Origin of the sequence: Mesorhizobium sp. M1D.F.Ca.ET.043.01.1.1 (assembly GCF_003952385.1) — a bacterium.
Classification (GTDB): Bacteria; Pseudomonadota; Alphaproteobacteria; order Rhizobiales; family Rhizobiaceae; genus Mesorhizobium.
This window is the reverse complement of the sequence record NZ_CP034444.1, coordinates 2,031,607-2,054,015: the sequence shown is the minus strand read 5'-3', so window position 1 is coordinate 2,054,015 and position 22,409 is coordinate 2,031,607. Positions and strand designations below refer to the sequence as shown.

The window sequence follows — 22,409 nt, the reverse complement described above, 5'->3', positions numbered from 1 at the left end:
GATGCGCGTCGTGGTCGACCAGGACCTGTGCGGAACCACCGGGCAGTGCGCGCTGACGCTGCCGGGCACCTTTCGCCAGCGCGAACCGGACGGAGTGGCCGAACTTTGCGTGGCAACGATTCCGCAGGCGCTGCACGCCGCCGTGCGACTCGCAGCCAGCCAGTGCCCAGTCGCCGCCATTCTGGTCATCGAAAGCGACGCTGGCGATGAGGAGCTCGCCAGCGCCGACCCTGCGCCTTCTCCGGTGGAGGTCGAGCGGCATGCCGCGAAAGACCAACGCAATCCAGGAGGACACGATGGGACGGTTTGAGGGCAAGGTGGCGGTGGTGACCGGCGCCGGCGCCGGCATCGGCAAGGCATGCGCCCTCGCCATCGCGCGCGAGGGCGGCAGAGTGGTGGTGGCCGACATTGATGCCTCGGCGGCCATCGCCTGCACCACGCAGATCGGGGCCGAAGCAGACCACACGCTGGCCCTGGCCATGGACATCGCCGATGCGCAGGCGGTGGCAGCGCTGTTCGAGACGGCGCAGCGGCACTTCGGTGGGGTCGACCTGCTGGTGAACAACGCGAGCGCCATGCATCTGACCCCGCGCGACTGCGCGATCCTCGACCTGGACCTGGCGGTCTGGGATCAGACCATGGCGACCAATCTGCGCGGCACGCTGCTCTGCTGCCGACAGGCCATCCCATTGATGATCGCCCGCGGCGGTGGTGCGATCGTCAACATGTCGTCGTGCCAGGGGCTCAGCGGTGACACCGCGCAGACGTCCTACGCCGCGTCGAAGGCGGCGCTGAACATGTTGTCGGCCTCGCTCGCCACGCAGTACGGTCATGCGCACATCCGCTGCAACGCCGTTGCGCCGGGTCTCATCATGACCGAGCGTCTCCTCGCCAAGCTTGACGAATGCATGCAACGGCATCTGCGCCGGCACCAGCTCCTGCCGCGTGTCGGCCGCCCCGAGGACGTGGCCGCGCTGGTGGCGTTCCTGCTCTCCGATGATGCTGCATTCATTACCGGGCAGGTCGTGTGCATCGACGGCGGCATGCTGGCGCATGTGCCGACATACGCTGACGGAGGCAACAGCGCCGCCGCGCGGCCTCCCGGCGGCATCGCCGAAGCGGCCGAGGAGCAGCACTGCTGATGGACATGCTCCTCAACCCCCTGAACCGTCGGCGCCGGTTGCGGCAAAACATCCCGGTCATGCCCGGCGCTTTCCCGCTGATCGGGCATCTTCCCGCCATCATCTGCGACCTGCCGCGCCTGCTGCGGCGCGCGGAACTGACGCTGGGCAGCCACTTCTGGCTGGATTTCGGCCCCGCCGGCCACCTGATGACCTGCATGGATCCGGATGCGTTCGCACTGCTCCGACACAAGGACGTGTCCTCGGCGCTGATCGAAGAGATCGCGCCCGAATTGCTTGGCGGAACGTTGGTCGCCCAGGACGGCGGCGCGCACCGGCAGGCGCGCGATGCGATCAAGGCGGCGTTCCTGCCGAAGGGGCTGACCCAGGCCGGGATCGGCGACCTGTTCGCGCCCGTCATCCGAGCGCGGGTGCAGGCGTGGCGCGACCGCGGCGACGTAACCATCCTGCGCGAAACCGGCGACTTGATGCTCAAGCTAATCTTCAGCCTCATGGGAATCCCCGCGCAGGACCTGCCGAGATGGCATCGCAAGTACCGGCAACTGCTGCAGTTGATCGTCGCGCCCCCCCTCGATCTCCCCGGACTGCCCTTGCGGCGCGGCCGCGCCGCCCGCGACTGGATCGACGCGCAGTTGCACCAGTTCGTCCGCGACGCGCGCGCGAATGCCGCGCGCACCGGGTTGATCAACGACATGGTGAGCGCCTTCGATCGCAGCGACGATGCGCTCTCCGATGACGTACTGGTCGCCAACATCCGCTTGCTGCTGCTCGCCGGTCACGACACCACCGCCTCGACAATGGCCTGGATGGTGATCGAGCTGGCGCGGCAGCCTATGCTGTGGGACGCCCTGGTCGAGGAAGCGCAACGCGTAGGCGCGGTGCCGACCCGGCACGCGGACCTGGCGCAGTGTCCGGTCGCCGAGGCGCTGTTCCGCGAGACGCTGCGAGTGCATCCGGCGACCACGCTCCTGCCGCGTCGCGCGCTGCAGGAACTGCAGCTCGGCCAACGGCGCATTCCCGCGGGCACCCATCTGTGCATCCCACTGCTGCATTTCTCGACCTCGGCGCTGCTGCACGAGGCGCCTGATCAGTTCCGCCTGGCACGGTGGCTGCAACGCACGGATCCGATCCGTCCGGTGGACATGCTGCAGTTCGGTACCGGCCCACACGTCTGCATCGGCTACCACTTGGTATGGCTGGAAATGGTGCAGTTCTGCATCGCCTTGGCGCTGACCATGCACGAGGCCGGAGTGCGGCCGCGTTTGCTGAGCGGCGTCGAAAAAGGCCGGCGCTATTACCCGACCGCACATCCGTCCATGACAGTCCGCATCGGTTTCTCATGAGCTGGCATGGCATGCCCCGTGTGGCGAGGCAGCGGCGCCGGCGACGGGCAGCATTGCAGCACTCGGCGCAACCGCTCGGCGCCGGCGACACTGCGGCTCGGCGCTCGCAGTGGCCGTGTCAGGTACAAGGACTATGAACAGCATGCAGACCGGTTCCACGCTACACGACGACCGAACTGGCGTTTCCGCGCTCGGCGGATTGGGCGCGCAGTCGCGCGGCGCATCCGGCGCGCTACCGCCGGAGATCTGGATGCAGGACGGCGCAAAGCGCGTCGAACAGGCGCTTGCGCGTCTTCTCTGCGCCGAAGATGACGGTGAGACCGAGCTGATGGCGGCCATGCGCTACGCCACCTTGCACGGCGGCAAGCGCACCCGCGCCTTGCTCTGTCTGGCTGCCGGCGCACTGGCCGATACGCCGGCGCACATGCTCGACGACGTCGGAGCCGCCATCGAGATGATGCACGCCTGTACCCTGGTCCACGATGACCTGCCCGCGATGGACAACGACGTGCTTCGCCGCGGCCTTCCGACCGTGCACGTCAAGTTCGGCGAAGCCACTGCGATCCTGGTCGGAGATGCGCTGCAGGCGCACGCCTTCCTGACCTTGGCGAGGCTGGATGCGCCAGGTAACAACCGTATAGCGATCGTGCGCGAACTGGCGCAGGCGGTGTCCGCCCAAGGTGCCGCAGGGGGGCAAGCCTTGGATCTGTCGCTAGTCGGAAAGCACGTCGAGCTGGACAGGATCGTGGCGATGCACCGGATGAAGAGCGGAGCGCTAGTACGCGCGTCCGTTCGCATGGGCGCGCTCTGTGCCATTGCGGAGGATACCCTGCACGCTGCGCTGTACTGTGCGCTCGATCGCTATAGCGCCTGTTTCGGACTCGCCTTGCAGGTGGTCGACGACATTCTCGACGCGACAGCGGATGCCGCGACGCTGGGCAAGACCCCTGGCAAGGACGCGGCGGCGCAGAAGCCGACCTGCGCGTCGATCATGGGGCTGCCGGCAGCGCGCCAGTTCGCGCTGGATCTGTTGCGCGACGCCGGGGAGGCCATCGCCCCGCTGGGGCCGCGTGCGGAACCGTTGGCGCAGATGCTGCAGCGGGCCAAAGCGTATCTCTTCAAGCACGCGTCATGCGCATGAGCGCGCCCGTCCGCATAAAGTCGCCCCTGTGCCGCTGCGATCGGCCGGGGCCACCGGTGCATGCTGCGCTGCGTCCGCGTCCGCGGCGATGGTCAGCGCTTGCCCAGCACGGTCGCGGCACACCGGCGCTCTGCGCGCAAGCCTATGCAGCGCACCGGCGCCAGCATCGGGGCGCGTCGCCGCGCCGCAGCAGGGCGGCCGCACGGCGTTGCACATGCGCCGGGCCGCGACGGGCCTGCGGCGAGGCGCGCGGCGTCTGCCCGATCTTGATTCTCGGTAACCGTCTGCCGAAGGAACATCCCGCGTGAACGCGCTGTCCGAACAGGTCCTTTCCGAACTGCGCCAGCTGCTGAGCGAGATGAGCGACGGCGGCGCCGTCGGTCCGTCCGTATACGACACGGCGCGAGCTCTGCATTTCCACGGCAACGTCACCGGTCGGCAGGAGGCCTACGCGTGGCTCATCGCGCAGCAACAGGCCGATGGCGGATGGGGAAACGCGGACTTCCCGCTGTTCCGCCATGCGCCCACGTGGGCGGCGTTGCTGGCACTGCAACGTGCCGATTCTATTCCCGACGCTGCCGACGCAGTCCAGGCTGCAACCCGATTCCTCGAGCGCCAGCCCGATCCCTACGCGGATGCGGTGCCGGAAGACGCGCCGATCGGGGCGGAGCTGATTCTGCCGCAGTTATCCGGCGAGGCTTCATCCCTGCTGGGCGGCGTGGCGTTTCCGCGCCACGCGGCGCTGTTGCCGTTGCGGCAAGCGTGCCTGGTCAAGCTGGGGGCGGTGGCGACGTTGCCGAGCGGCCATCCGTTGCTGCACTCCTGGGAAGCCTGGGGGACGTCGCCGACCACCGCATGCCCGGATGCCGACGGCAGCATCGGCATCAGTCCGGCGGCCACCGCCGCGTGGCGTGCGCAGGCCGTGAGACAAGGGAGCACGCCGCAAGTCGGGCGCGCCGACGCGTATCTGCAAACGGCATCGCGGGCGACACGCAGCGGCATCGAAGGTGTCGTTCCCAACGTCTGGCCGATCAATGTGTTCGAGCCATGCTGGTCGCTGTACACCCTGCATCTGGCCGGGCTGTTCGCGCATCCCGCGCTCGCCGAGATGGTGCGCGTGATCGTCGCGCAGCTCGAGGCCCGCCTGGGCGAGCGCGGTCTGGGCCCGGCCCTGCAGTTCGCGGCCGATGCGGACGACACCGCCGTTGCGTTGTGCGTCCTGCGCCTTGCAGGCCGCGACCCGGCGGTCGACACGTTGCGCCATTTCGAAATCGGCGAGCTATTCGTGACCTTCCCCGGCGAGCGTAATGCTTCGGTCTCGACCAACATCCATGCCCTGCATGCGTTGCGACTGTCGGGCAAGCCCGCCGCCGGCGCCAGCGCCTACGTCGAGGCCAATCGCAACCCGCACGGTCTATGGGACAACGAAAAATGGCATGTTTCTTGGCTGTATCCCACCGCGCATGCGGTCGCTGCGCTGGCGCAAGGCAAGCCCCACTGGCGCGACGAGCGCGCGGTGGCGGCGCTGCTGCAGGCGCAGCGCGACGACGGCGGCTGGGGCGCCGGTCGCGCGTCCACATTCGAGGAAACCGCCTATGCGCTGTTCGCGTTGCACGTGATGGACGGAAGCGAAGAGCCGATAGGGCGCCGACGCATCGCGCAGGCCGTGGCGCGTGCGCTGGAGTGGATGCTCGCCCGCTATAGGGCGCATGCATTGCGGCAGATGCCGCTGTGGATCGGCAAAGAACTGTATTGCCCAACCCGGGTGGTGCGCGTGGCCGAACTCGCCGGGTTGTGGCTGGCGCTTGGTTGGGGGCAGCGCGTGCTGGCCGAGGGAGCAGGAGCGGCGCCATGACCCAGACCGAACGCGCGCTGCAGCAGGTGCTGGAGTGGGGGCGTTCCCTGACCGGGTTCGCCGAGGAGCATGCCGTGGAAGCGGTCAGGGGCGGCCGGTACATCCTGCAGCGCATCGACCAGAGCCTGCGCGAAACCAGCGCCCGCACTGGCCGCGATCCGCAGGATGAAACGCTGATCGTGACGTTCTATCGCGAACTGGCGCTGCTGTTTTGGCTCGACGATTGCAATGACCTTGGGCTGATCGCGCCGGAGCAGCTCGCCGCGGTGGAGCAGGCGCTGGGGCAGGGCGTACCGTGCGCACTCCCAGGATTCGAGGGCTGCGCTGTGCTAAGCGCTTCGCTGGCCGCGCTCGCCTACGATCGTCGCGACTATGCTCAGCTTCTCGACGATACCCGGTGCTACTGCGCGGCGCTGCGCGCCGGAGAGGCGCAGGCAGCAGGGGCGGAGCGCTGGTCCTACGCCGAGTACCTGCACAACGGCGTCGATTCGATCGCCTACAGGAACGTGTTGTGTTGCCTGTCGTTGTTGTGGGGGCTGGACATGGCTACTTTGCGCGCGCGTCCGGCGTTTCGCCAGGTCCTGCGGCTCATCTCCGCGATAGGGCGCCTGCAGAACGATCTGCATGGACGCGACAAGGACAGGTCGGCCGGCGAGGCCGACAACGCGGCGATTCTGCTGCTGCAGCGCTATCCGGCTATGCCTGTGGTGAAGTTCCTCAACGACGAGCTGGCCGGCCATACGCGCATGCTGCACCGAGTGATGGCGGAAGCAGGCTTTCCCGCGCCGTGGGGACCGTTGATCGAGGCCATGGCAGCCATCCGCACGCAGTACTACCAGACATCGGCAAGCCGCTACCGCACGGACACTGCGGGGGAGGCCAGGGACACTGCGGGGGAGGCCAGCGTGGGCCGGCCTGAAGGCGCGGGAGGCGGCGACGTGCGCGCGCTGCCGTCAGTCCGATCCGACGCAACGCCGTCGCCCGATGCGACCGATGGAGCGAGCATGAACGACACCACCCTGAGCCGCCGCAAGGACGACCATCTTGGCATCGTGCTGGATCGGCGAACGGCGCCGGCCACGGTCGCCGCCGGCTGGGAGTATATCCGTTTCGAACACTGCGCATTGCCCGAGTTGGACCTGACGCAGATCGACCTGCGCGCCTCGCTGCTAGGCAAGACCATGCGCGCGCCGCTGCTGATCAGCTCCATGACCGGCGGCACGCCGCGCGCCGAGGCCATCAACCGGCATCTGAGCGAGGCAGCTCAAGCCTTGGGGATTGCGATGTGCGTCGGTTCCCAGCGCGTTAGCCTGCAATCCCGCAACTCCCAAGGGCTGACGCGCGCGCTGCGACACCTGGCCCCAGACATCCCCCTGGCCAATATCGGCGCCGCGCAACTGCGCGAGGCCGACGGCCTGGACTTGGCGCGCCGGGCGGTTGATGCGCTGGAGGCCGATGGACTGATCGTCCATCTCAATCCGCTGCAGGAATCGGTACAGCCGGAGGGCGACCGCGACTGGCGCGGCGTCCTGGCGCAGATCGCTCGTGCCGCGCGCAGCGTGGGCGTGCCGATCGTGGCCAAGGAAGTGGGGTCGGGCCTGTCCGCCTCGGTGGCCTCTGCGCTCGTCGAGGCGGGCGTGGCGATGATCGATGTCGCCGGCGCCGGCGGCACCAGTTGGGCCGCGGTGGAGGGCGAGCGGGCCCGCGATGCCGCCGACCGTGCAGTGGCGATGTCGTTCGCCGACTGGGGGATTCCGACCCCGGCCGGCGTGCAGGCGGTGCGTCGGGCGCTGCCAACGGTGAAGTTAATCGCGTCGGGCGGTATCCGAGACGGCGGCGACGTGGCCAAGGCCATCCGCCTGGGCGCGGACTTCGCCGGCCAGGCGGCCGGCGTGCTGCCCGCGGCGATGGTGTCCACCGAGGCGGTTGTCGCGCATTTCGAGATCGTCATCCGCCAGCTGGCAGTCGCCTGCTTCTGCACCGGCTCGGCTGATCTGGCGGCGTTGCGTCAGGCGCGCTTGTTGCCCTCGGCGCATCTGCCCGCCGGTTAATGCCGGCGTAGTCCGCACGTGGTTAAAGGCGGTGTTGAGCAGCTATCCAATTCTGCGCCGCCTGACTTCCATCTCGAACGGTGCGGGGAACGCCAGCGCGCGGGCTGCTTAGTGTAGCAGTTGCACTGCGCATGCTGTGTGGAGCTTCTCCAGTGCCTGCCTAATGTCATCTCCGGCGTTGTCCGGCAACGGCAAAATAGGGCGCGGTGGCTCGACGTGCGCCAGACCGAGGTATTCGGCGATGATGAACATAACGCGGAAGCTGCCGTAGTGCTTGAACAAGGTCCAGAGCGGCTCGAAAGCGCGGTTCAACCGAGCGGACTCCGCCACGTCGCCGGACTGCGCCGCACGCGTCAGCGCAAGCGCCGGGACCGCCAGCAAACCTGCCGCAACGCTGTACCAGGTGTCACATCCGGCGAGCAGGGCATCCGCCGCGCCCCAATCGCCGCTGTATCCGATTGTGAACGTGTCAGGCGTCATCGACCGCAAGCGTGCCAGTTCTCCCGTGTAATCCTCATTCGCCGCCAGAGGCATTTTCACGGCGACGATGTTGGACACCTCTGACAGCCGGGCGATCAATGCGTCGCTGAATGTGAAGCGCGTGGTGCTTGGATTGTTGTATATGCACAAAGGCAGTTCCCCCGCCTCGGCAACCGCGACGAAGTGCTGGAAGACTTCATCCTCATTCAGGGGAACGTAGGACATGGGTGCCAGGAGCAGGCCGTCAGCGCCAGCGGATTTTGCATCGCGCGCCAGAGCCTGAGCTTCGTCGGTACGCAATGCACCCACCCCCACGAAAAGAGGCGTTTTGCCGCCAATGCATTCCACGGCAGCCTGAACGGCGCGCTTGCGTTCTTCCCTCGTGAGGTAAGCATAGCCGCCCGTGCTCCCCAAAAGGCCGATGGAGTCTGCTCCCGCTCGTTGAATACGCTCGAGAAAACGAGCCAATGCCTCGGTGTCGACATGCCCTTTCGCATCGGTTGGCGTGAGGGGGAACGCCGACATGCCGCGAAACAAAGTCATCATCCATTCCTTTCGAAACTACATAGGGGAAAGCAGCATGCGCAGCCCGGCGAATACGAAGAACATTGCCAGCAGACTTTCGATCCAACGGCGACAGCGGCGATACAGAGCCACCATCGGCGGTGTGGAGAAGACAATGGCGTAGCCGCAGAATATCGTGACACTTAAGACGGCGCAGCCACCCAATATGGCCGCCATGGTCTGCCACGACGAATTCGGGCCGATTCCCAGTGTGACGAGCGCGATCCATGCCAGCACGGATTTTGGGTTCGCCAAATGCATCAGGAGGCCCCTTCCATAGAGCTTACCCCGTGAAAAAGCGACTTCGTCGGTCGAGGCGCGCACCGCCAGCTTCTCGTTCGACGTAAGCGCCGACCGTCCCGCCCTGAAGGCGAGTAATAGCAAGTAAAGGCCCCCGAAAACCTGCAGGACGAGTAGTGCCTGGGCGTACCTGGCCAAGAGGGCGGAGATGCCGGTCGAGGCCATAAAACCCCAGAAGATCGAGCCGCTGACGACGCCAGACGCGAGTATGAGCGCGGCACCCCTGCCGCGCGACATGGCAACCCCCATGATGCGCATGTTGCTCGGGCCGGGGCTCCCTGCGGCAATGACATATGCAGCAAAGACGATGAGTAACTGATGGAGATCGACATTCATTCTCTCAGCCCTTCATAATCTCGATCGGATCGATCGCACCGGATTGCCACGACCATGGATCCCTCGACCGGAAACGTCATCCGGGGGCAATTTCTTGGCTCGCATTGCATCAAGCATTCAATCTCCGACCAGGGCATTCGTCGCCTCCGCCAATGCGTCGTCCGGCACGGTCACCAACGCAGGTGACGCAAATGTCGTCGCGCCATCGTTGACTGCCTCTCCGTTCATCATTGTGTCGGGCATTCCACTCCCGTCAGAAGTGGCATCGACGTGGACGCTCACGGCTCTTAATCCCGGCGCAATATTCTCGATTCGACGTCGATGATGGGACCCTCAAACATCCAGGCAACTCCATCAATTCAAGCGCAAAGCATCCAAGAACGACGCGACCCGGTCCCGATCGCTTCCATGACTACAAGCCAAAATCGCAGTTCACTGGTTCAAGATAAACTGCCACTTTCTGAGATTTTCAGCGGTCCAGTATAGGAGGTTTCTCGCAGTACGGGAGCGACCGGTCCAATTAGCAATCCCTGCTCAAGAATGCGCCGCAAGAGCGGTCGCAGGTGGACAGCGCCATCACCCGCAGCGGCCGGGGTTTATTCATCCATAGCGTGGATGATAGCCATCCTAACAATCAATTTTACTGATCTCACTGGATTTCATTAGAAGATTCTAACTGAGCACGCCGGGCGCGTGTTCGTCCTCGTCTGCGTCGGCTGCCGGGAAGAATTCGGAGAAGAACATGTGCGGGATTGTTGGCATCGTTGGGCAACAGCCGGTGTCGGAGCGCCTGGTCGACGCGTTGAAGCGTCTGGAATATCGCGGCTATGATTCGGCCGGCATTGCGACGATCACCGAGGGCACCTTGCACCGCCGGCGCGCCGAGGGCAAGCTCGTCAATCTCGAGACGAGACTGAAGGAAGAGCCGCTGAGTGGCACCATCGGCATCGCCCACACCCGCTGGGCAACCCATGGGCCACCGACGGAACGCAATGCACACCCGCACTTCACGGACGGTGTGGCCGTCGTCCATAACGGCATCATCGAGAATTTCGCCGAACTGAAGGACGAATTGGCGGCGACGGGAACCGAGTTCCAGACCGACACCGACACTGAGGTCCTTGCGCATCTCTTGGCAGGACACCGCCGGGCGGGCATGGGGCGCGGTGAGGCGGTGCATGCCATGCTGAAAAGCGTCAGGGGTGCCTACGCGCTTGCCATCCTCTTTGAAGATGATCCGTCGACCATCATTGCGGCGCGCAATGGACCACCGCTGGCGATCGGTCATGGCGACGGCGAGATGTTCCTGGGCTCCGACGCGATCGCGCTTGCTCCATTCACGAATGAAATCACCTATCTCGTCGACGGCGACTGGGCCGTTGTCAGCAGGACGGGCGCCGACATCTTTGATAACGACGGCCTCCCCGTCGCGCGTCCGCGCCAGACCTCGATGGCTGCGGCCACTCTGGCCAACAAGGGCAACCATCGCCACTTCATGGAGAAGGAAATCCTCGAGCAGCCCGAGGTCATCGCCGATGCGCTCGGTCAGTATACCAATCTCATAGAAAATGGCGCCGATGCGGCATTTGGCATCGACTTCGCCAGGATCCCGAGCTTGGCGATCTCTGCCTGCGGCACCGCGTATCTCGCGGGACTGATCGGAAAATACTGGTTCGAGCGCTATGCGCGCCTGCCCGTCGAAATAGATGTTGCATCCGAATTCCGCTATCGCGAGATCCCGCTGTCTGCGCAGTCTGCGGCTCTTTTCATTTCACAGTCGGGCGAAACCGCCGATACGCTGGCATCGCTGAGGTACTGCAAGCAGCTTGGGCTGAAAATTGGCGCCGTCGTCAATGCGCGCGAATCGACCATCGCTCGGGAGGCCGATGTGGTCTTCCCGATCCTTGCCGGCCCGGAGATCGGTGTCGCCTCCACCAAGGCCTTCACCTGCCAGCTTGCCGTACTTGCAGCACTCGCCATCCACGCAGCCAAGGTCCGCGGAACCGTGACCGAAGATGAGGCGCAGGCGTTCGTCGGGAGCTTCACGGAAATGCCGCGCCTCATGAGGCAGGTGCTGAACAGCATCCAGCCGCAGATTGAGCTTCTGTCGCGCGAACTGTCAAAGTGTCATCATGTCCTGTACCTCGGCCGTGGCACAAATTTCCCACTCGCGATGGAAGGTGCGCTGAAGCTCAAGGAAATTTCCTACATCCACGCCGAGGGCTATGCGGCAGGTGAATTGAAGCACGGTCCTATCGCATTGATAGACTCGAACATGCCAGTGATCGTCATCGCGCCACATGATCGCTTTTTCGACAAGACCCTCTCAAACATGCAGGAAGTGGCCGCCCGCGGAGGGCGCATTATCCTCATCACCGATGGCAAAGGGGCAGCCGCATCGAAACTCGATACGATGCACACGATCGTGCTGCCGGCCACCGACGAGATTGTCGCGCCGATGATCTTCTCGCTGCCGATACAGCTTCTTGCGTATCACACGGCCGTCTGCGTGGGCACAGATCTCGACCAGCCACGCAACCTGGCGAAATCAGTCACAGTCGAATGATTGGGAGCCTTTCATAGGTCGCAACGCTCGCACCGTTGGGAAAACTCCAAGCCCTTCAACCGGCGCAAGCGCGCACCGCCTTGGTGGAGCATGCCGGTTAGCAACGATTGGTTATCCCTTTGGCCGCCCCTCACGCTGCTTGGCTGTGCCTACGGGCAACCCCGCCAGCGACGTGAACGGCGCCTTGACGTAAGTGATCTGCTTGTCCGAAGGATCCTGCGCGGCGAGCGCGGTCACGCCGGCGGCGGTCAGCGCGTCGAGGTCTTTGGACGCCAAGGTTGCATTGGAGTCGCCGCCCGATCCGGTCGATATCGAAGCTGGGATACTGGCCGAGCCCGCATCCGACTAGTCAGATGCGGCATGCCGCCTTCCAGCAGCGTCTCCTCGCCCAGGCGGACGCTGAAGGGAAGGGGATAAGATAGTAGCCCCAAACGTGTGCACGATCCTCTCGACGGGAAACCCATGGCGCTTGTCGCTGACCAGCGCGTCCTCATACCGTCGCTGTCCAGCCAAGGCTGAACAGCGCTTATCGCTGCGAATCAGACCGAAAGCGGAACGGCCTGATATAGCGCAAAGACACAGGAGAGCGCAGTGGTAAGGATGGAAGGCATCAACATGGGACGGTAACTATTGCAGACCACAAAAGATCGCGAGGTCCGCCTGCCTTGGTACACCATCTATCCGACTGTCTCGGAGTTCTCTGGGGCGGTCGGCGCCGAGGCTTATGAGGAATGGCTCAGGAACCTACCGACTGACGATCCGGCGTCACTTTACTTGCACGTTCCGTTCTGCCGATCAAAGTGCTGGTTTTGCGGCTTTCCCACCGCAATCACTCGCCATGATGCGCCGATCTTCAATTATCTGGCGGCGCTGCATGACGAGATACGTTTGGTCTCGGAGCACGCGCCGCAGGCGCTGCCCGTCAGCGATGTGCATTTTGGCGGGGGAACGCCAACTCTCATGGGGCCAGTAGAGTTCCTCGCCCTGATGGAGTTGCTGCGCCGCCGCTTTGCGCTCGAAAAAACGGCTACGATCGCCGTCGAGATCGACCCACGCACGTTCACGGCCGACATGGCCGAAGCCTTGGAAGCAGCAGGCGTGAACCGCGCGAGCCTCGGCGTGCAGAGCTTCGATCCCATTGTTCAAAAAGCGATCAACCGGGTCCAAACTGAGGCGCAAACCGCGGCTGCCGTCGAAATGCTGCGTCGGCATGGAGTGAGAAGCATCAACTTCGACCTCATCTTTGGTCTCCCGCATCAAACGGTGCAATCTTGCGTCGAGACCACGAGAGCGGCGGTCGCCATGCGCCCCAACCGGCTTGCGGCGTTCGGCTACTCCCACATCCCGTCCTTTATTAGGAATCAGCGCCTCATCGAGGAGGCATCTCTTCCAGGCAGCGCTGCCCGCGCCGAACAGGATGCGGCCATTGCTGTGACGCTGATTGCCGCCGGCTACCGAGAGATCGGGCTCGACCATTTCGCCTTGCCGGACGACGATCTCGCCCTGGCACAGAAAACCGGTCGCCTGCGGCGCAACTCGCTGGGTTACTCGGCCGACACCTGCAAAACCGTGATCGGTTTCGGCGCGTCGGCTATCGGGCGTGTCGGCGAGGGTTACGTCCAGAACGAGGTTACACGGGATTCCTACAGCCGGCACATCGCAGCTGGCCGTCTGGCGACGTCAAAGGGCTACCGTCTTACCGACGAAGACCGCGCGCGAGCCGCAATCATCGAGCGATTAATGTGCGATCTCGAGGCCGATGTGCCGGCAATCTGTGCCGCCCACGGGTCTGATCCGATCCATTTTCTCGAATCAGCTGAACGCTTGGCGATGCTTACTAAGGACGGAATTGTGGACATCGAAAAGGGTTTTGTCCGCGTATCGCGGCAGCATCGCTTTGCGATTCGCTCTGTTGCTGCCGCATTCGATGCTTTTCTCGACCGGGGTGCCCCGCGAGTCAACCAACGAGTGTGAGGGAGGCCAAGGCGACGCCGAAGGGAAAGTCGAAGCACATGCGGTTTGCCTTCTTGTAGGTCAGGATTTCTTAGCCGTCGCCGGCGTAGCGGGGCTCAAGCGGCTTCCCGCCCTCGAAGAAGGCCACGGTAAGGGCCCAACGAGCCTCGAGATCTGCGTCCGATAAGCGGACGGCTGCAGAGGCGAGGCGCAGATTGGCGAAGCGGCGCGGAAGCAAAAGTTTCTCAAGAGTGGTGCAGAAGCCGGGCCTCGTTAACGCCCGTGAGCGCCCCTCAGGAGCGGCAGCCAAGGAGCAGCCGTCTGTCGGCGGTCGACTAAAACGATCGGCGTGTGGAGTTGGTCGACACCTGTGAACAAGCCGTGTGCGACATTGCAATAATCCATCTAATGGCTCAACTGCCCACATGGCCGTGAATGAACTGGATTTGTTGGTTTTCCAGATGGCAGTGGAAAGCGTCCGCTCACTCTGCTTGAGCTTCAATGACAAAGCGGCGGAAATAGCAGCGAGGAGCCGCGGAACCCTGCTTTTCGACGCGCGGGTCGACGATGACGCCGACATCCAGCGGATCGCGGCCATCCGATATCGAGACGACCAGATGGGTGTGGTGGCGTTGGACAGACAAGGCCTTGTTAGCCGCTACTGCGTCGTAAATGGTACCTTTTCCCGCTTCATTGTGCCGTTGGAAACTTGGGCCAGCATGCCGGTGTCAATGCAGGCCAAAATCGATGTCACTCACCTAGCTAGCCTGTTCCTAGAGGCGTTGCGAAATGCGGGTCATATGCTTTGCAACTAGCGCTTGGCGGAACGCGTCTGTGGACATCCGCGTGGGCGTTGAAACGGTGGCCCATCGAGATTCTGCAGCGCGCCGATGTGCCACGGCCGGGGAGTGATCGCGGCCTCTGTTCGACAGCATCGCCGGCGAACCTTGCCACACAATGAATGTCGTCAATTCGGCGTCCGATAAGATCGCCCAAGATACACTCAGCGCCCAATATGTCCCAGCTCGCCTGAGAAATTCCCGTGGCGGGCAGCCGACCTCGCGAGCCGACCTCGATAGGCCTGTTGTACCTCAGATCGGGTTCGATGTTCAGGATTTCCTCAGCGGCTTGCCCGCACGCTACCGCCAGCTCCCCGACCAAATATCCGACGTGCTCACGAGAGCACGAACGATACCGGCCCCCCTCTGACACAGCAGTCAAGACTTGCTCGGGAATGCCCGAATATCGATACCCACCTCGAAGGAGAGCAACGGCGCGCCAAACCCTCTCATCGCACCAAGTCGTACATAGAGTGCATTCCTCTTCCGCCCGCCCCGGGCGATGCTCGATCCACCTCTCCAGAACAGCGGAGCAATCCAATGACGCCCACAAAGCTTCTGATTGGGCAGATCGCCATTGTGTTCGCCATCGTTCTGATCGGCGTGTGGGCTGCCACGCAATGGTGCGCTCAAATGCTGGCCTTTCAGGAACAACTCGGCGCGCCATGGTTTGTCGCGGCTGGCTGGCCGATCTACGAGCCGTGGAAACTGTTGGAATGGTGGTTCCAATTCGATGCCTATGCGCCCGAGGTATTCGACAAGGCGGGCATGCTTGCGGGCACCAGTGGATTGATGGGCTTTGCCGCTGCAATCGCTGGTTCCCTGTGGCGCGCGCGCCAGCGCGGGTTGGTTACTACCTATGGCTCCTCTCGATGGGCGGCGACGCGGGAGATCGACAAAGCAGGGCTGTTTCAGCCGGCCGGCGTCTTCCTTGGCAAACTGCAGGATCGGTATCTGCGTCATGACGGGCCGGAGCACGTCATGGCGTTTGCGCCGACACGTTCGGGCAAGGGCGTCGGACTGGTTGTCCCAACTCTTCTCTCCTGGTCCGGATCGGCCGTCATTCACGACATCAAAGGCGAGAACTGGCAGCTGACCTCCGGCTGGCGGTCGAAGTTCTCGTATTGCCTATTGTTCAATCCGACTGATCCGCGATCGGCCCGCTACAACCCACTCTTGGAAGTGCGCAAAGGTCCGAACGAGGTCCGCGACGTTCAGAACATCGCCGACATCTTGGTCGATCCTGAGGGCGCGCTGGAGCGGCGTAATCATTGGGAGAAGACCAGCCATTCACTCTTGGTCGGCGCCATCCTGCACGTCCTCTATGCCGAGGAGGAAAAGACACTCGCTCGGGTCGCCACGTTCTTGTCGGACCCGCAGCGCTCATTTGTTGCAACGCTACAGCGGATGATGACGACCAACCATCTGGGCGCGGCGGAAAGGCCTCAAGTACACCCCGTTGTGGCTTCTGCGGCGCGCGAGGTGCTGAACAAGTCGGAGAACGAGCGTTCAGGCGTCCTCTCGACCGCCATGTCTTTTCTCGGGCTCTACCATGATCCGACCGTGGCTGCAGCCACTTCGTCTTGTGACTGGCGGATCGCCGACTTGATGGATGCCGCGCGGCCTACATCGCTCTATCTGGTCGTGCCGCCATCTGACATTTCGCGCACCAAGCCTTTGGTGCGGCTGATCCTGAACCAGATCGGCAGACGGCTCACGGAGCGCCTCGAGGGTGACCCAAAGAAGGGTCGCAAGCATCAACTGCTCATGATGCTGGATGAGTTTCCGGCGCTCGGTCGCCTCGACTTCTTTGAGACCGCGCTCGCCTTTATGGCCGGTTACGGAATTCGCGCCTACTTGATCGCGCAATCGTTGAACCAGATCTCCAAAGCGTATGGCGAGAACAACGCCATTCTGGACAATTGCCATGTGCGAATTGCCTTTTCCTCCAACGATGAGCGCACGGCCAAGCGAATCTCGGACGCGCTTGGCACGGCCACGGAATTGAGATCGATGCGCAACTATGCGGGCCACCGGCTGGCGCCCTGGCTCTCGCATGTCATGGTGAGCCGCCAGGAAACCGCCCGGCAGCTGCTGACACCTGGCGAGGTGATGCAATTGCCGCCTTCGGACGAACTGGTGCTCGTTTCGGGATTGCCCCCCATCCGCGCCAAAAAGCTGCGCTACTACGAGGATCAGAATTTCACCGAACGGATGCTGCCTGCGCCGGTGCTGCATGACACTCTCTACGCAGACTCCCCTGCGCCGCGCCAAGACGACTGGACTGGCCAAGTACGCCGAGTCGACCGTCGTCTTGCCTCCGACGACGAAAACGCTGGCGCCGCGCTTGCCGACGAGGGAGGTGTTCAGCAGCAGCGCCATCCCGGCCTGCCCGAAGAACATACCGCCGTCACCCGGGAACCGGACCAGGACGATCTGTCCCCACCCGCAGATGATGATAGCGAGGCGATGGCCGACAAGCGCGTCATGGACCGGATCTCCACCGTCGGGCGTGCCTATGGCATCAACGAGGGAAGGGGCGACGACAAGGACATCGTGCCCGGCTTCTGAACGCCGGCGCGTAGCCGGCGTACTTCAGCGTAGATAACGGCCATAAGCGATTTCGGGGGTTTGGCCGATGCTTGTTCCCGTCGCCAACGCAACGCCGGCCCGTCGGAACAAGCCGCATGAAGACCCCCCGCATTCGTCACCAGTTTCTGCTCGAACCCGAATTGAGCGAGAGGCTGGAGAACCTCAGTCGCGATCCCTCGACGACCAAATCAGCCATTGTGGCCAAGGCGGTTGAGGCTTTTATCGAGCGGCGTGGCGAGAACGAGCTCGACCGGCGCTACGGTGTGCGGCTCGATCGTCTTTCACGCGACCTCGTTCAAGTCCGGCGCGATGCCGAAATGATCCTGGAGAGCCTGGCGCTCTTCATTCGCTTTTCGATCACGCTTCACGCGCACACGCCTGTCCCAGACAAGGCGACGCAAGCCATTGCCCAGGACCGTTTCGACAAATTCGTCGAGCAGGTCGGTCGCCAGATTGCTTCCGGGAAACGGTCGCTCGGCAAGGAGAACGGCAGGGGAGGGGAACGATGAGCTCTCATCCGGAGGCCGACCATCGTCGCCGCGCGATGCTGCGCACCGCCATGGGCCCTGCGATCACCGAGGCGCTCTCCGATTCATTGGTTATCGAGGTGATGGTCAATCCCGACGGCGCGCTGCGGCTCGACCGGTTGGGCGAAGGCCGGGTCGATACCGGCGTGCACATGCATCCTTCGGAGGCGGAGCGCATTATCCGCCTGGTCGCGTCCCATATGCGCGCCGAGGCCCATGCCGACAACCCGATCGTCAGTGCGGAACTGCCGTCGGGCGAACGATTCGAAGGACTGCTGCCGCCTGTGGTGCTGGCGCCGTGCTTCGCCATTCGCAAACCAGCGGCAAAACTCTACACGCTGGCCAACTATGTCGCCGACCGCATCATATCGCCGCTGCAGGCCGATGCGCTGAGGAAGGCAGTGCGCGAGCGGCGCAATATCCTGGTCGCAGGCGGCACGTCCTCGGGCAAGACGACCCTTGCCAATGCGCTGCTCACCGAAGTCGCCGACTGCGACGAGCGGGTGATCCTGATCGAGGATACGCGCGAGCTGCAATGCGCAGCAAAGGACTGCGTTGCCTTGAGAACGAGGCGTGGTTCTGTGACGCTTGCCGATCTCGTGCGCTCCACGCTCCGGCTCAGACCCGACCGCATCATTGTCGGCGAAGTGAGGGGCGCGGAAGCGCTCGATATGCTCAAGGCATGGAACACGGGCCACCCCGGCGGCATCGCCACGGTTCACGCCAATTCGGCGCGCTCCGCTCTTTACCGTATTGAGCAACTCGCTCAGGAGGCCGTCGTCACCGTTCCTCGACGCCTCATCGCCGATGCGATCGATCTGATCGTCTTCATCGCCGGGCGCGGATCATCGCGCCGCGTCGACGCGATTGCTGAGGTCACCGGTCTCGACGGCAGCGGCGATTACGCCGTCACCCAGCTCACGCCTCCTCAACTCCAGCAGCTTTGAAAGGTCACTTCATGCTCAAGAAGCTCCGCTTTCTTTCGTCCACCGCGCTCGCGCTTCTAGTCACCGCCCCGGCATACGCGGCTGGTTCCGGCATGCCCTGGGAACAACCGCTGCAGCAAATTTTGGAATCTGTGCAGGGCCCGGTCGCCAAGATCGTCGCGGTGATCATCATCATCACCACCGGCCTGACGCTCGCCTTTGGTGACACGGCAGGCGGTTTTCGCCGGCTTATCCAGATCGTCTTCGGGCTGTCGATCGCATTCGCGGCATCGAGTTTCTTCCTCTCCTTCTTCTCCTTCGGCGGCGGGGCACTCGTCTGATGGCCACCGGAGAACAGCATATCGAAGGCTTCGAGGTGCCGGTTCACCGCGCTTTGACCGAACCGATCCTGCTGGGCGGGGCGCCGCGAGCGGTAGCGATCCTCAACGGCACAGTTGCCGCAGCCATCGGGCTCGGCCTTCAGCAATGGATAGCGGGGCTGGTGCTCTGGACTGCCGGCCACACGCTGGCGGTCTTTGCCGCCCGCCGCGATCCGGACTTTGCCAGCGTGCTTGTCCGGCACCTTCGTCTGAGGGGGTGGCTGGCATGCTGAACCTTTCGGAATATCGCGGGAAGGCCGACCGGCTTGCCGACCATCTGCCCTGGGTCGCACTCGTCGCGCCGGGCATCGTGCTCAACAAGGACGGCAGCTTTCAGCGGACGCTGCGGTTCCGCGGCCCCGATCTCGAAAGCGCGACGGAAGCCGAACTTGTTGGCATTTGCGCGCGGGCAAACAATGCGTTGAGGCGACTTGGTTCCGGCTGGGCATTGTTCTTCGAGGCCGAACGCGTCGAAGCGTTGGGCTATCCTCAATCGCGTTTTCCCGACCCTGCCTCATGGTTGGTCGACGAAGAACGCCGCGCGGCCTTTGAGGGCAAGGTGGCGCATTTCGAAAGCCGCTATCACCTGACCTTGCTGTTCATGCCATCGCCCGACAGCCAAGCGCGGGCGGAAAGCGCGCTCGTCGACTCGCATCATTCCGAAGGCGAACGAGACTGGCGCCAGGAGATGACGCGGTTCCGTGATGAAACCGCGCGTGTGCTGGACCTTCTCTCCGGCTTCATGCCCGAAGTGCGCGGGCTCGAGGATGCCGAGACGCTAACCTACCTGCACGGCACAATCGCGACCCGCCGCCACCCGGTCACAGTGCCGGAAACGCCGATGTATCTCGACGGCTTCCTCGTCGACGTGCCGCTTACCGGCGGCCTGGAACCGATGCTGGGCGATCAGCATCTGCGTACCCTCACCATCCTCGGCTTCCCGAACCTCACCCGGCCCGGGATCCTCGACGCCCTCAATAATCAGGATTTTGCCTATCGCTGGGTGACGCGGTTCATTCCGCTCGACAAGACTGCCGCCACGAAGACGCTGACACGGTTGCGGCGGCAGTGGTTTGCCAAGCGCAAGTCAATCTCGGCCATCCTGCGCGAGGTTGTAACCAACGAGCCGGTCCCGCTGGTCGACAGCGATGCTGACAACAAGGCGCACGATGCCGACGAAGCCCTTCAGGCGTTGGGTGGCGATCACGTCGGCTTCGGCTATCTCACCACTACCGTGACGGTGTGGGACGAGGACCGCCAAGCCGCCGCGGAAAAACTTCGCGCCGTCGAGCGCGTCATCAATGGACTCGGCTTCACCACCATCCGCGAAAGCGTCAATGCGGTCGAGGCCTGGCTCGGCTCGTTGCCCGGTCATGTCTACGCCAATATTCGCCAGCCGCTCGTTCACACCCTGAACCTTGCCCACCTCATGCCGCTGTCGTCGGTGTGGGCCGGCCCGGCGACGAACGAGCATGTCGCGAAAGTCACCCAGACCGACGCCCCGCCGCTTCTCTTCGCCGAGACGAGCGGGTCAACTCCGTTCCGGCTTTCCACCCATGTCGACGATGTCGGTCACATGCTGATCGTCGGTCCGACCGGCGCCGGCAAGTCGGTGCTGCTTGCGCTGGTAGCTCTGCAGTTCCGACGCTATGCCGGCGCGCAGGTCTATGTCTTCGACAAAGGCAATTCCGCTCGTGCCGCAACGCTCGCCATGGGTGGAGAACACCACGCATTGGGGGCGGACGGTTCTCTTGCCTTCCAGCCGCTTCGCAATATCGGCGACCATGCCACGCGCAGCTGGGCCGCCGAATGGATCGCCGGCCTCATTGCTCATGAGAACGTAACTCTCACGCCCGAAGTGAAGGAGGCGGTCTGGTCGGCTCTCAGCAGCCTTGCCACTGCGCCAGCGCAAGAACGCACACTGACGGGCTTATCGGTCCTGCTTCAGTCAAACGCGCTAAAGTCCGCGCTGATGCCTTACACACTCGACGGTCCCTTCGGCCGGCTGCTCGATGCTGATGACGATCTGTTGGCCTTGTCGGATGTGCAGTGTTTCGAGACCGAGCAACTGATGCACAGCCAGGGCGCCGTCACGACGCCGGTGCTCACCTATCTCTTTCATCGTCTTGAGGAGCGGTTCGACGGACGGCCGACACTGCTCATGCTCGACGAGGCGTGGGTCTATCTCGACAATCCGTTCTTCGCCGCGCGGATCCGCGAATGGCTGAAGGTGCTGCGCAAAAAAAACGTGTCGGTCATCTTCGCCACGCAGTCGCTTGCCGATATCGCTGGTTCTTCAATCGCGCCGGCAATCATCGAGAGCTGCCCACAACGGATCTTTCTCCCCAACGATCGTGCCGTGGAACCGCAGGCGAGGGCAGCCTACGAACGCTTTGGTCTGAACGAACGGCAGATCGAACTGGTCGCCCGCGCTACGCCAAAGCGTCACTACTATTTGCAATCGCGCCGCGGTAATCGCCTCTTCGAGCTTGGCCTCGGTCCCATCACGCTTGCGCTTTGCGGCGCGTCCGATCCGGCCACGCAGACGCTCATCGATAGCGTGCTGTCCAAGCACGGGCAGGACAGCTTTGCCTCCCGATTCCTCGGTGCACGCGGCCTCGATTGGGCCGCCGAGCTTCTCCGGCAATTCCCTCAATCTGACATGGAGCAATCGTCATGATGCGACGCCGCTTTCTATCCAGCCTGATCACTCTTTCCCTGATCGCCAAGCCGATGGCTGACTATGTCCAGCCGGCTTACGCCCTGATCGTGTTCGATCCCTCCAACTATACGCAGAACGTACTCTCGGCGGCGCGCGCATTGGAGCAGATCAACAACCAGATCCAGTCGCTGCAAAACCAGGCCACCATGCTGCAGAACATGGCGCGCAACCTTCAGAGGCTGGATTTTTCCTCGGTCGGCCAACTTACCGGTTCGCTCCAACGGATCGACGGTTTGATGGACCAGGCGAGCGGCCTGAGCTTTGATCTCGGCAAGCTCCAGGACCAGTGGCGAGAGCAGTATCCGGAAAGCTACGATGCCACCATCAAAGTGAGCGATGCGGCCACCGCCGCACGTGAGCGTTGGCAGAGCGCCATGCAGGCATTCCGCCAGACCATGGGTGTGCAGTCGCAGATCGTCGAGAATGTCCGCGGCGACGGCGACCTGCTTGCCGATCTCGTCCGCCGCAGCCAAGGCGCGGCCGGTGCGCTTGAGGCAAGCCAGGCCACCAATCAGCTGATCGCGCTTTCGACCAAGCAGCAGATGCAGATCCAGACGCTGCTCGCGACGCAGTTCCGGGCCGAGGCCGAGGATGCCGCGCGCAAGGCGCAGTCCGAGGAAGCAGCCCGCCAGACGACGAAGCGCTTCCTGGGCACCGGCACGGCCTATCCGGCAACTGATCACTAGCACTTC

Annotated in this window: 19 protein-coding genes and 1 pseudogene; 17 read left to right on the top strand and 3 right to left on the bottom strand. The window is 63.6% G+C overall.

Annotation, left to right across the window (positions count from 1 at the left end):
- The first annotated feature begins 1 nt into the window (after window position 1).
- The 7 genes and pseudogenes from EJ067_RS10190 to fni all read left to right on the top strand — a co-directional run bounded on the left by EJ067_RS10190 (window position 2) and on the right by fni (window position 7,532).
- Window positions 2-310: a ferredoxin gene (locus EJ067_RS10190; RefSeq protein WP_095776552.1), complete on the top strand. Its 309-nt coding sequence runs from the start codon at window positions 2-4 to the stop codon at window positions 308-310.
- Window positions 297-1,142 carry an SDR family oxidoreductase gene (locus EJ067_RS10185; protein WP_126078939.1) on the top strand — a complete coding sequence of 282 codons (846 nt, stop codon included), beginning with the start codon at window positions 297-299 and terminating at the stop codon, window positions 1,140-1,142. The genes EJ067_RS10190 and EJ067_RS10185 overlap by 14 nt, the downstream gene beginning before the upstream one ends.
- On the top strand, window positions 1,142-2,485 hold the full coding sequence (locus EJ067_RS10180; protein WP_126078938.1) for a cytochrome P450: 1,344 nt from the start codon (window positions 1,142-1,144) through the stop codon (window positions 2,483-2,485). Before EJ067_RS10185 ends, EJ067_RS10180 begins: the two co-directional genes overlap by 1 nt.
- 133 nt (window positions 2,486-2,618) lie before the next feature.
- A complete protein-coding gene (locus EJ067_RS10175; protein ID WP_189343227.1) occupies window positions 2,619-3,626 on the top strand; it encodes a polyprenyl synthetase family protein in 1,008 nt (335 codons plus the stop codon).
- A gap of 304 nt (window positions 3,627-3,930) precedes the next feature.
- Window positions 3,931-5,481 carry a hypothetical protein gene (locus tag EJ067_RS10170; protein WP_126078937.1) on the top strand — a complete coding sequence of 517 codons (1,551 nt, stop codon included), beginning with the start codon at window positions 3,931-3,933 and terminating at the stop codon, window positions 5,479-5,481.
- Window positions 5,478-6,347: pseudogene (locus EJ067_RS10165) on the top strand (hypothetical protein); the annotation flags it as partial. The gene EJ067_RS10170 and the pseudogene EJ067_RS10165, both read left to right, overlap by 4 nt.
- A 138-nt stretch (window positions 6,348-6,485) precedes the next feature.
- Window positions 6,486-7,532, top strand: a complete 1,047-nt coding sequence (gene fni, locus EJ067_RS10160; RefSeq protein ID WP_126089573.1) for a type 2 isopentenyl-diphosphate Delta-isomerase — start codon at window positions 6,486-6,488, stop codon at window positions 7,530-7,532.
- A 108-nt stretch (window positions 7,533-7,640) separates the two neighbouring features.
- On the opposite strand, the gene EJ067_RS10155 is transcribed toward fni, so the two are convergent.
- Entirely contained in the window at window positions 7,641-8,555 is a 915-nt protein-coding gene (locus EJ067_RS10155) for a dihydrodipicolinate synthase family protein (RefSeq protein WP_126083515.1), read from the bottom strand.
- Between the two features lie 18 nt (window positions 8,556-8,573).
- A complete protein-coding gene (locus EJ067_RS10150; protein WP_126078936.1) occupies window positions 8,574-9,212 on the bottom strand; it encodes a LysE family translocator in 639 nt (212 codons plus the stop codon).
- 742 nt (window positions 9,213-9,954) lie between these two features.
- Between EJ067_RS10150 and glmS the strand changes: the two genes are divergently transcribed.
- Entirely contained in the window at window positions 9,955-11,778 is a 1,824-nt protein-coding gene (gene glmS, locus EJ067_RS10145; RefSeq protein WP_126085768.1) for a glutamine--fructose-6-phosphate transaminase (isomerizing), read from the top strand.
- 111 nt (window positions 11,779-11,889) lie between these two features.
- Here glmS and EJ067_RS34530 read toward each other — a convergent pair whose 3' ends face one another.
- A complete protein-coding gene (locus tag EJ067_RS34530) occupies window positions 11,890-12,054 on the bottom strand; it encodes a hypothetical protein (RefSeq protein WP_189343226.1) in 165 nt (54 codons plus the stop codon).
- 354 nt (window positions 12,055-12,408) lie between these two features.
- On the opposite strand from EJ067_RS34530, the gene hemN reads away from it, so the two are divergent.
- From hemN to trbJ, 9 genes are all read left to right on the top strand, one after another.
- Window positions 12,409-13,752 (top strand): oxygen-independent coproporphyrinogen III oxidase, encoded by a 1,344-nt coding sequence (gene hemN, locus EJ067_RS10140; protein WP_126078935.1) that lies wholly within the window; start codon window positions 12,409-12,411, stop codon window positions 13,750-13,752.
- Window positions 13,753-14,156: 404 nt separating this feature from the next.
- The gene (locus EJ067_RS10135) at window positions 14,157-14,546 is read left to right on the top strand and encodes a hypothetical protein (RefSeq protein WP_126078934.1); all 390 of its coding nucleotides are present in this window, start codon (window positions 14,157-14,159) and stop codon (window positions 14,544-14,546) included.
- Between the two features lie 564 nt (window positions 14,547-15,110).
- Entirely contained in the window at window positions 15,111-17,141 is a 2,031-nt protein-coding gene (locus EJ067_RS10125; RefSeq protein WP_126078933.1) for a conjugal transfer protein TraG, read from the top strand.
- Window positions 17,142-17,257: 116 nt separating this feature from the next.
- On the top strand, window positions 17,258-17,671 hold the full coding sequence (locus EJ067_RS10120; RefSeq protein WP_126078932.1) for a CopG family transcriptional regulator: 414 nt from the start codon (window positions 17,258-17,260) through the stop codon (window positions 17,669-17,671).
- A complete protein-coding gene (gene trbB / locus EJ067_RS10115; RefSeq protein WP_126078931.1) occupies window positions 17,668-18,636 on the top strand; it encodes a P-type conjugative transfer ATPase TrbB in 969 nt (322 codons plus the stop codon). The genes EJ067_RS10120 and trbB overlap by 4 nt, the downstream gene beginning before the upstream one ends.
- An 11-nt stretch (window positions 18,637-18,647) precedes the next feature.
- Window positions 18,648-18,956, top strand: a complete 309-nt coding sequence (locus EJ067_RS10110; protein ID WP_095776539.1) for a TrbC/VirB2 family protein — start codon at window positions 18,648-18,650, stop codon at window positions 18,954-18,956.
- The gene (locus EJ067_RS10105; protein WP_126078930.1) at window positions 18,956-19,228 is read left to right on the top strand and encodes a VirB3 family type IV secretion system protein; all 273 of its coding nucleotides are present in this window, start codon (window positions 18,956-18,958) and stop codon (window positions 19,226-19,228) included. Before EJ067_RS10110 ends, EJ067_RS10105 begins: the two co-directional genes overlap by 1 nt.
- Window positions 19,222-21,675: a conjugal transfer protein TrbE gene (gene trbE / locus EJ067_RS10100; protein ID WP_126078929.1), complete on the top strand. Its 2,454-nt coding sequence runs from the start codon at window positions 19,222-19,224 to the stop codon at window positions 21,673-21,675. The genes EJ067_RS10105 and trbE overlap by 7 nt, the downstream gene beginning before the upstream one ends.
- A complete protein-coding gene (trbJ, locus tag EJ067_RS10095; RefSeq protein WP_095811626.1) occupies window positions 21,672-22,403 on the top strand; it encodes a P-type conjugative transfer protein TrbJ in 732 nt (243 codons plus the stop codon). Before trbE ends, trbJ begins: the two co-directional genes overlap by 4 nt.
- The last annotated feature ends 6 nt before the right edge of the window (window positions 22,404-22,409 follow it).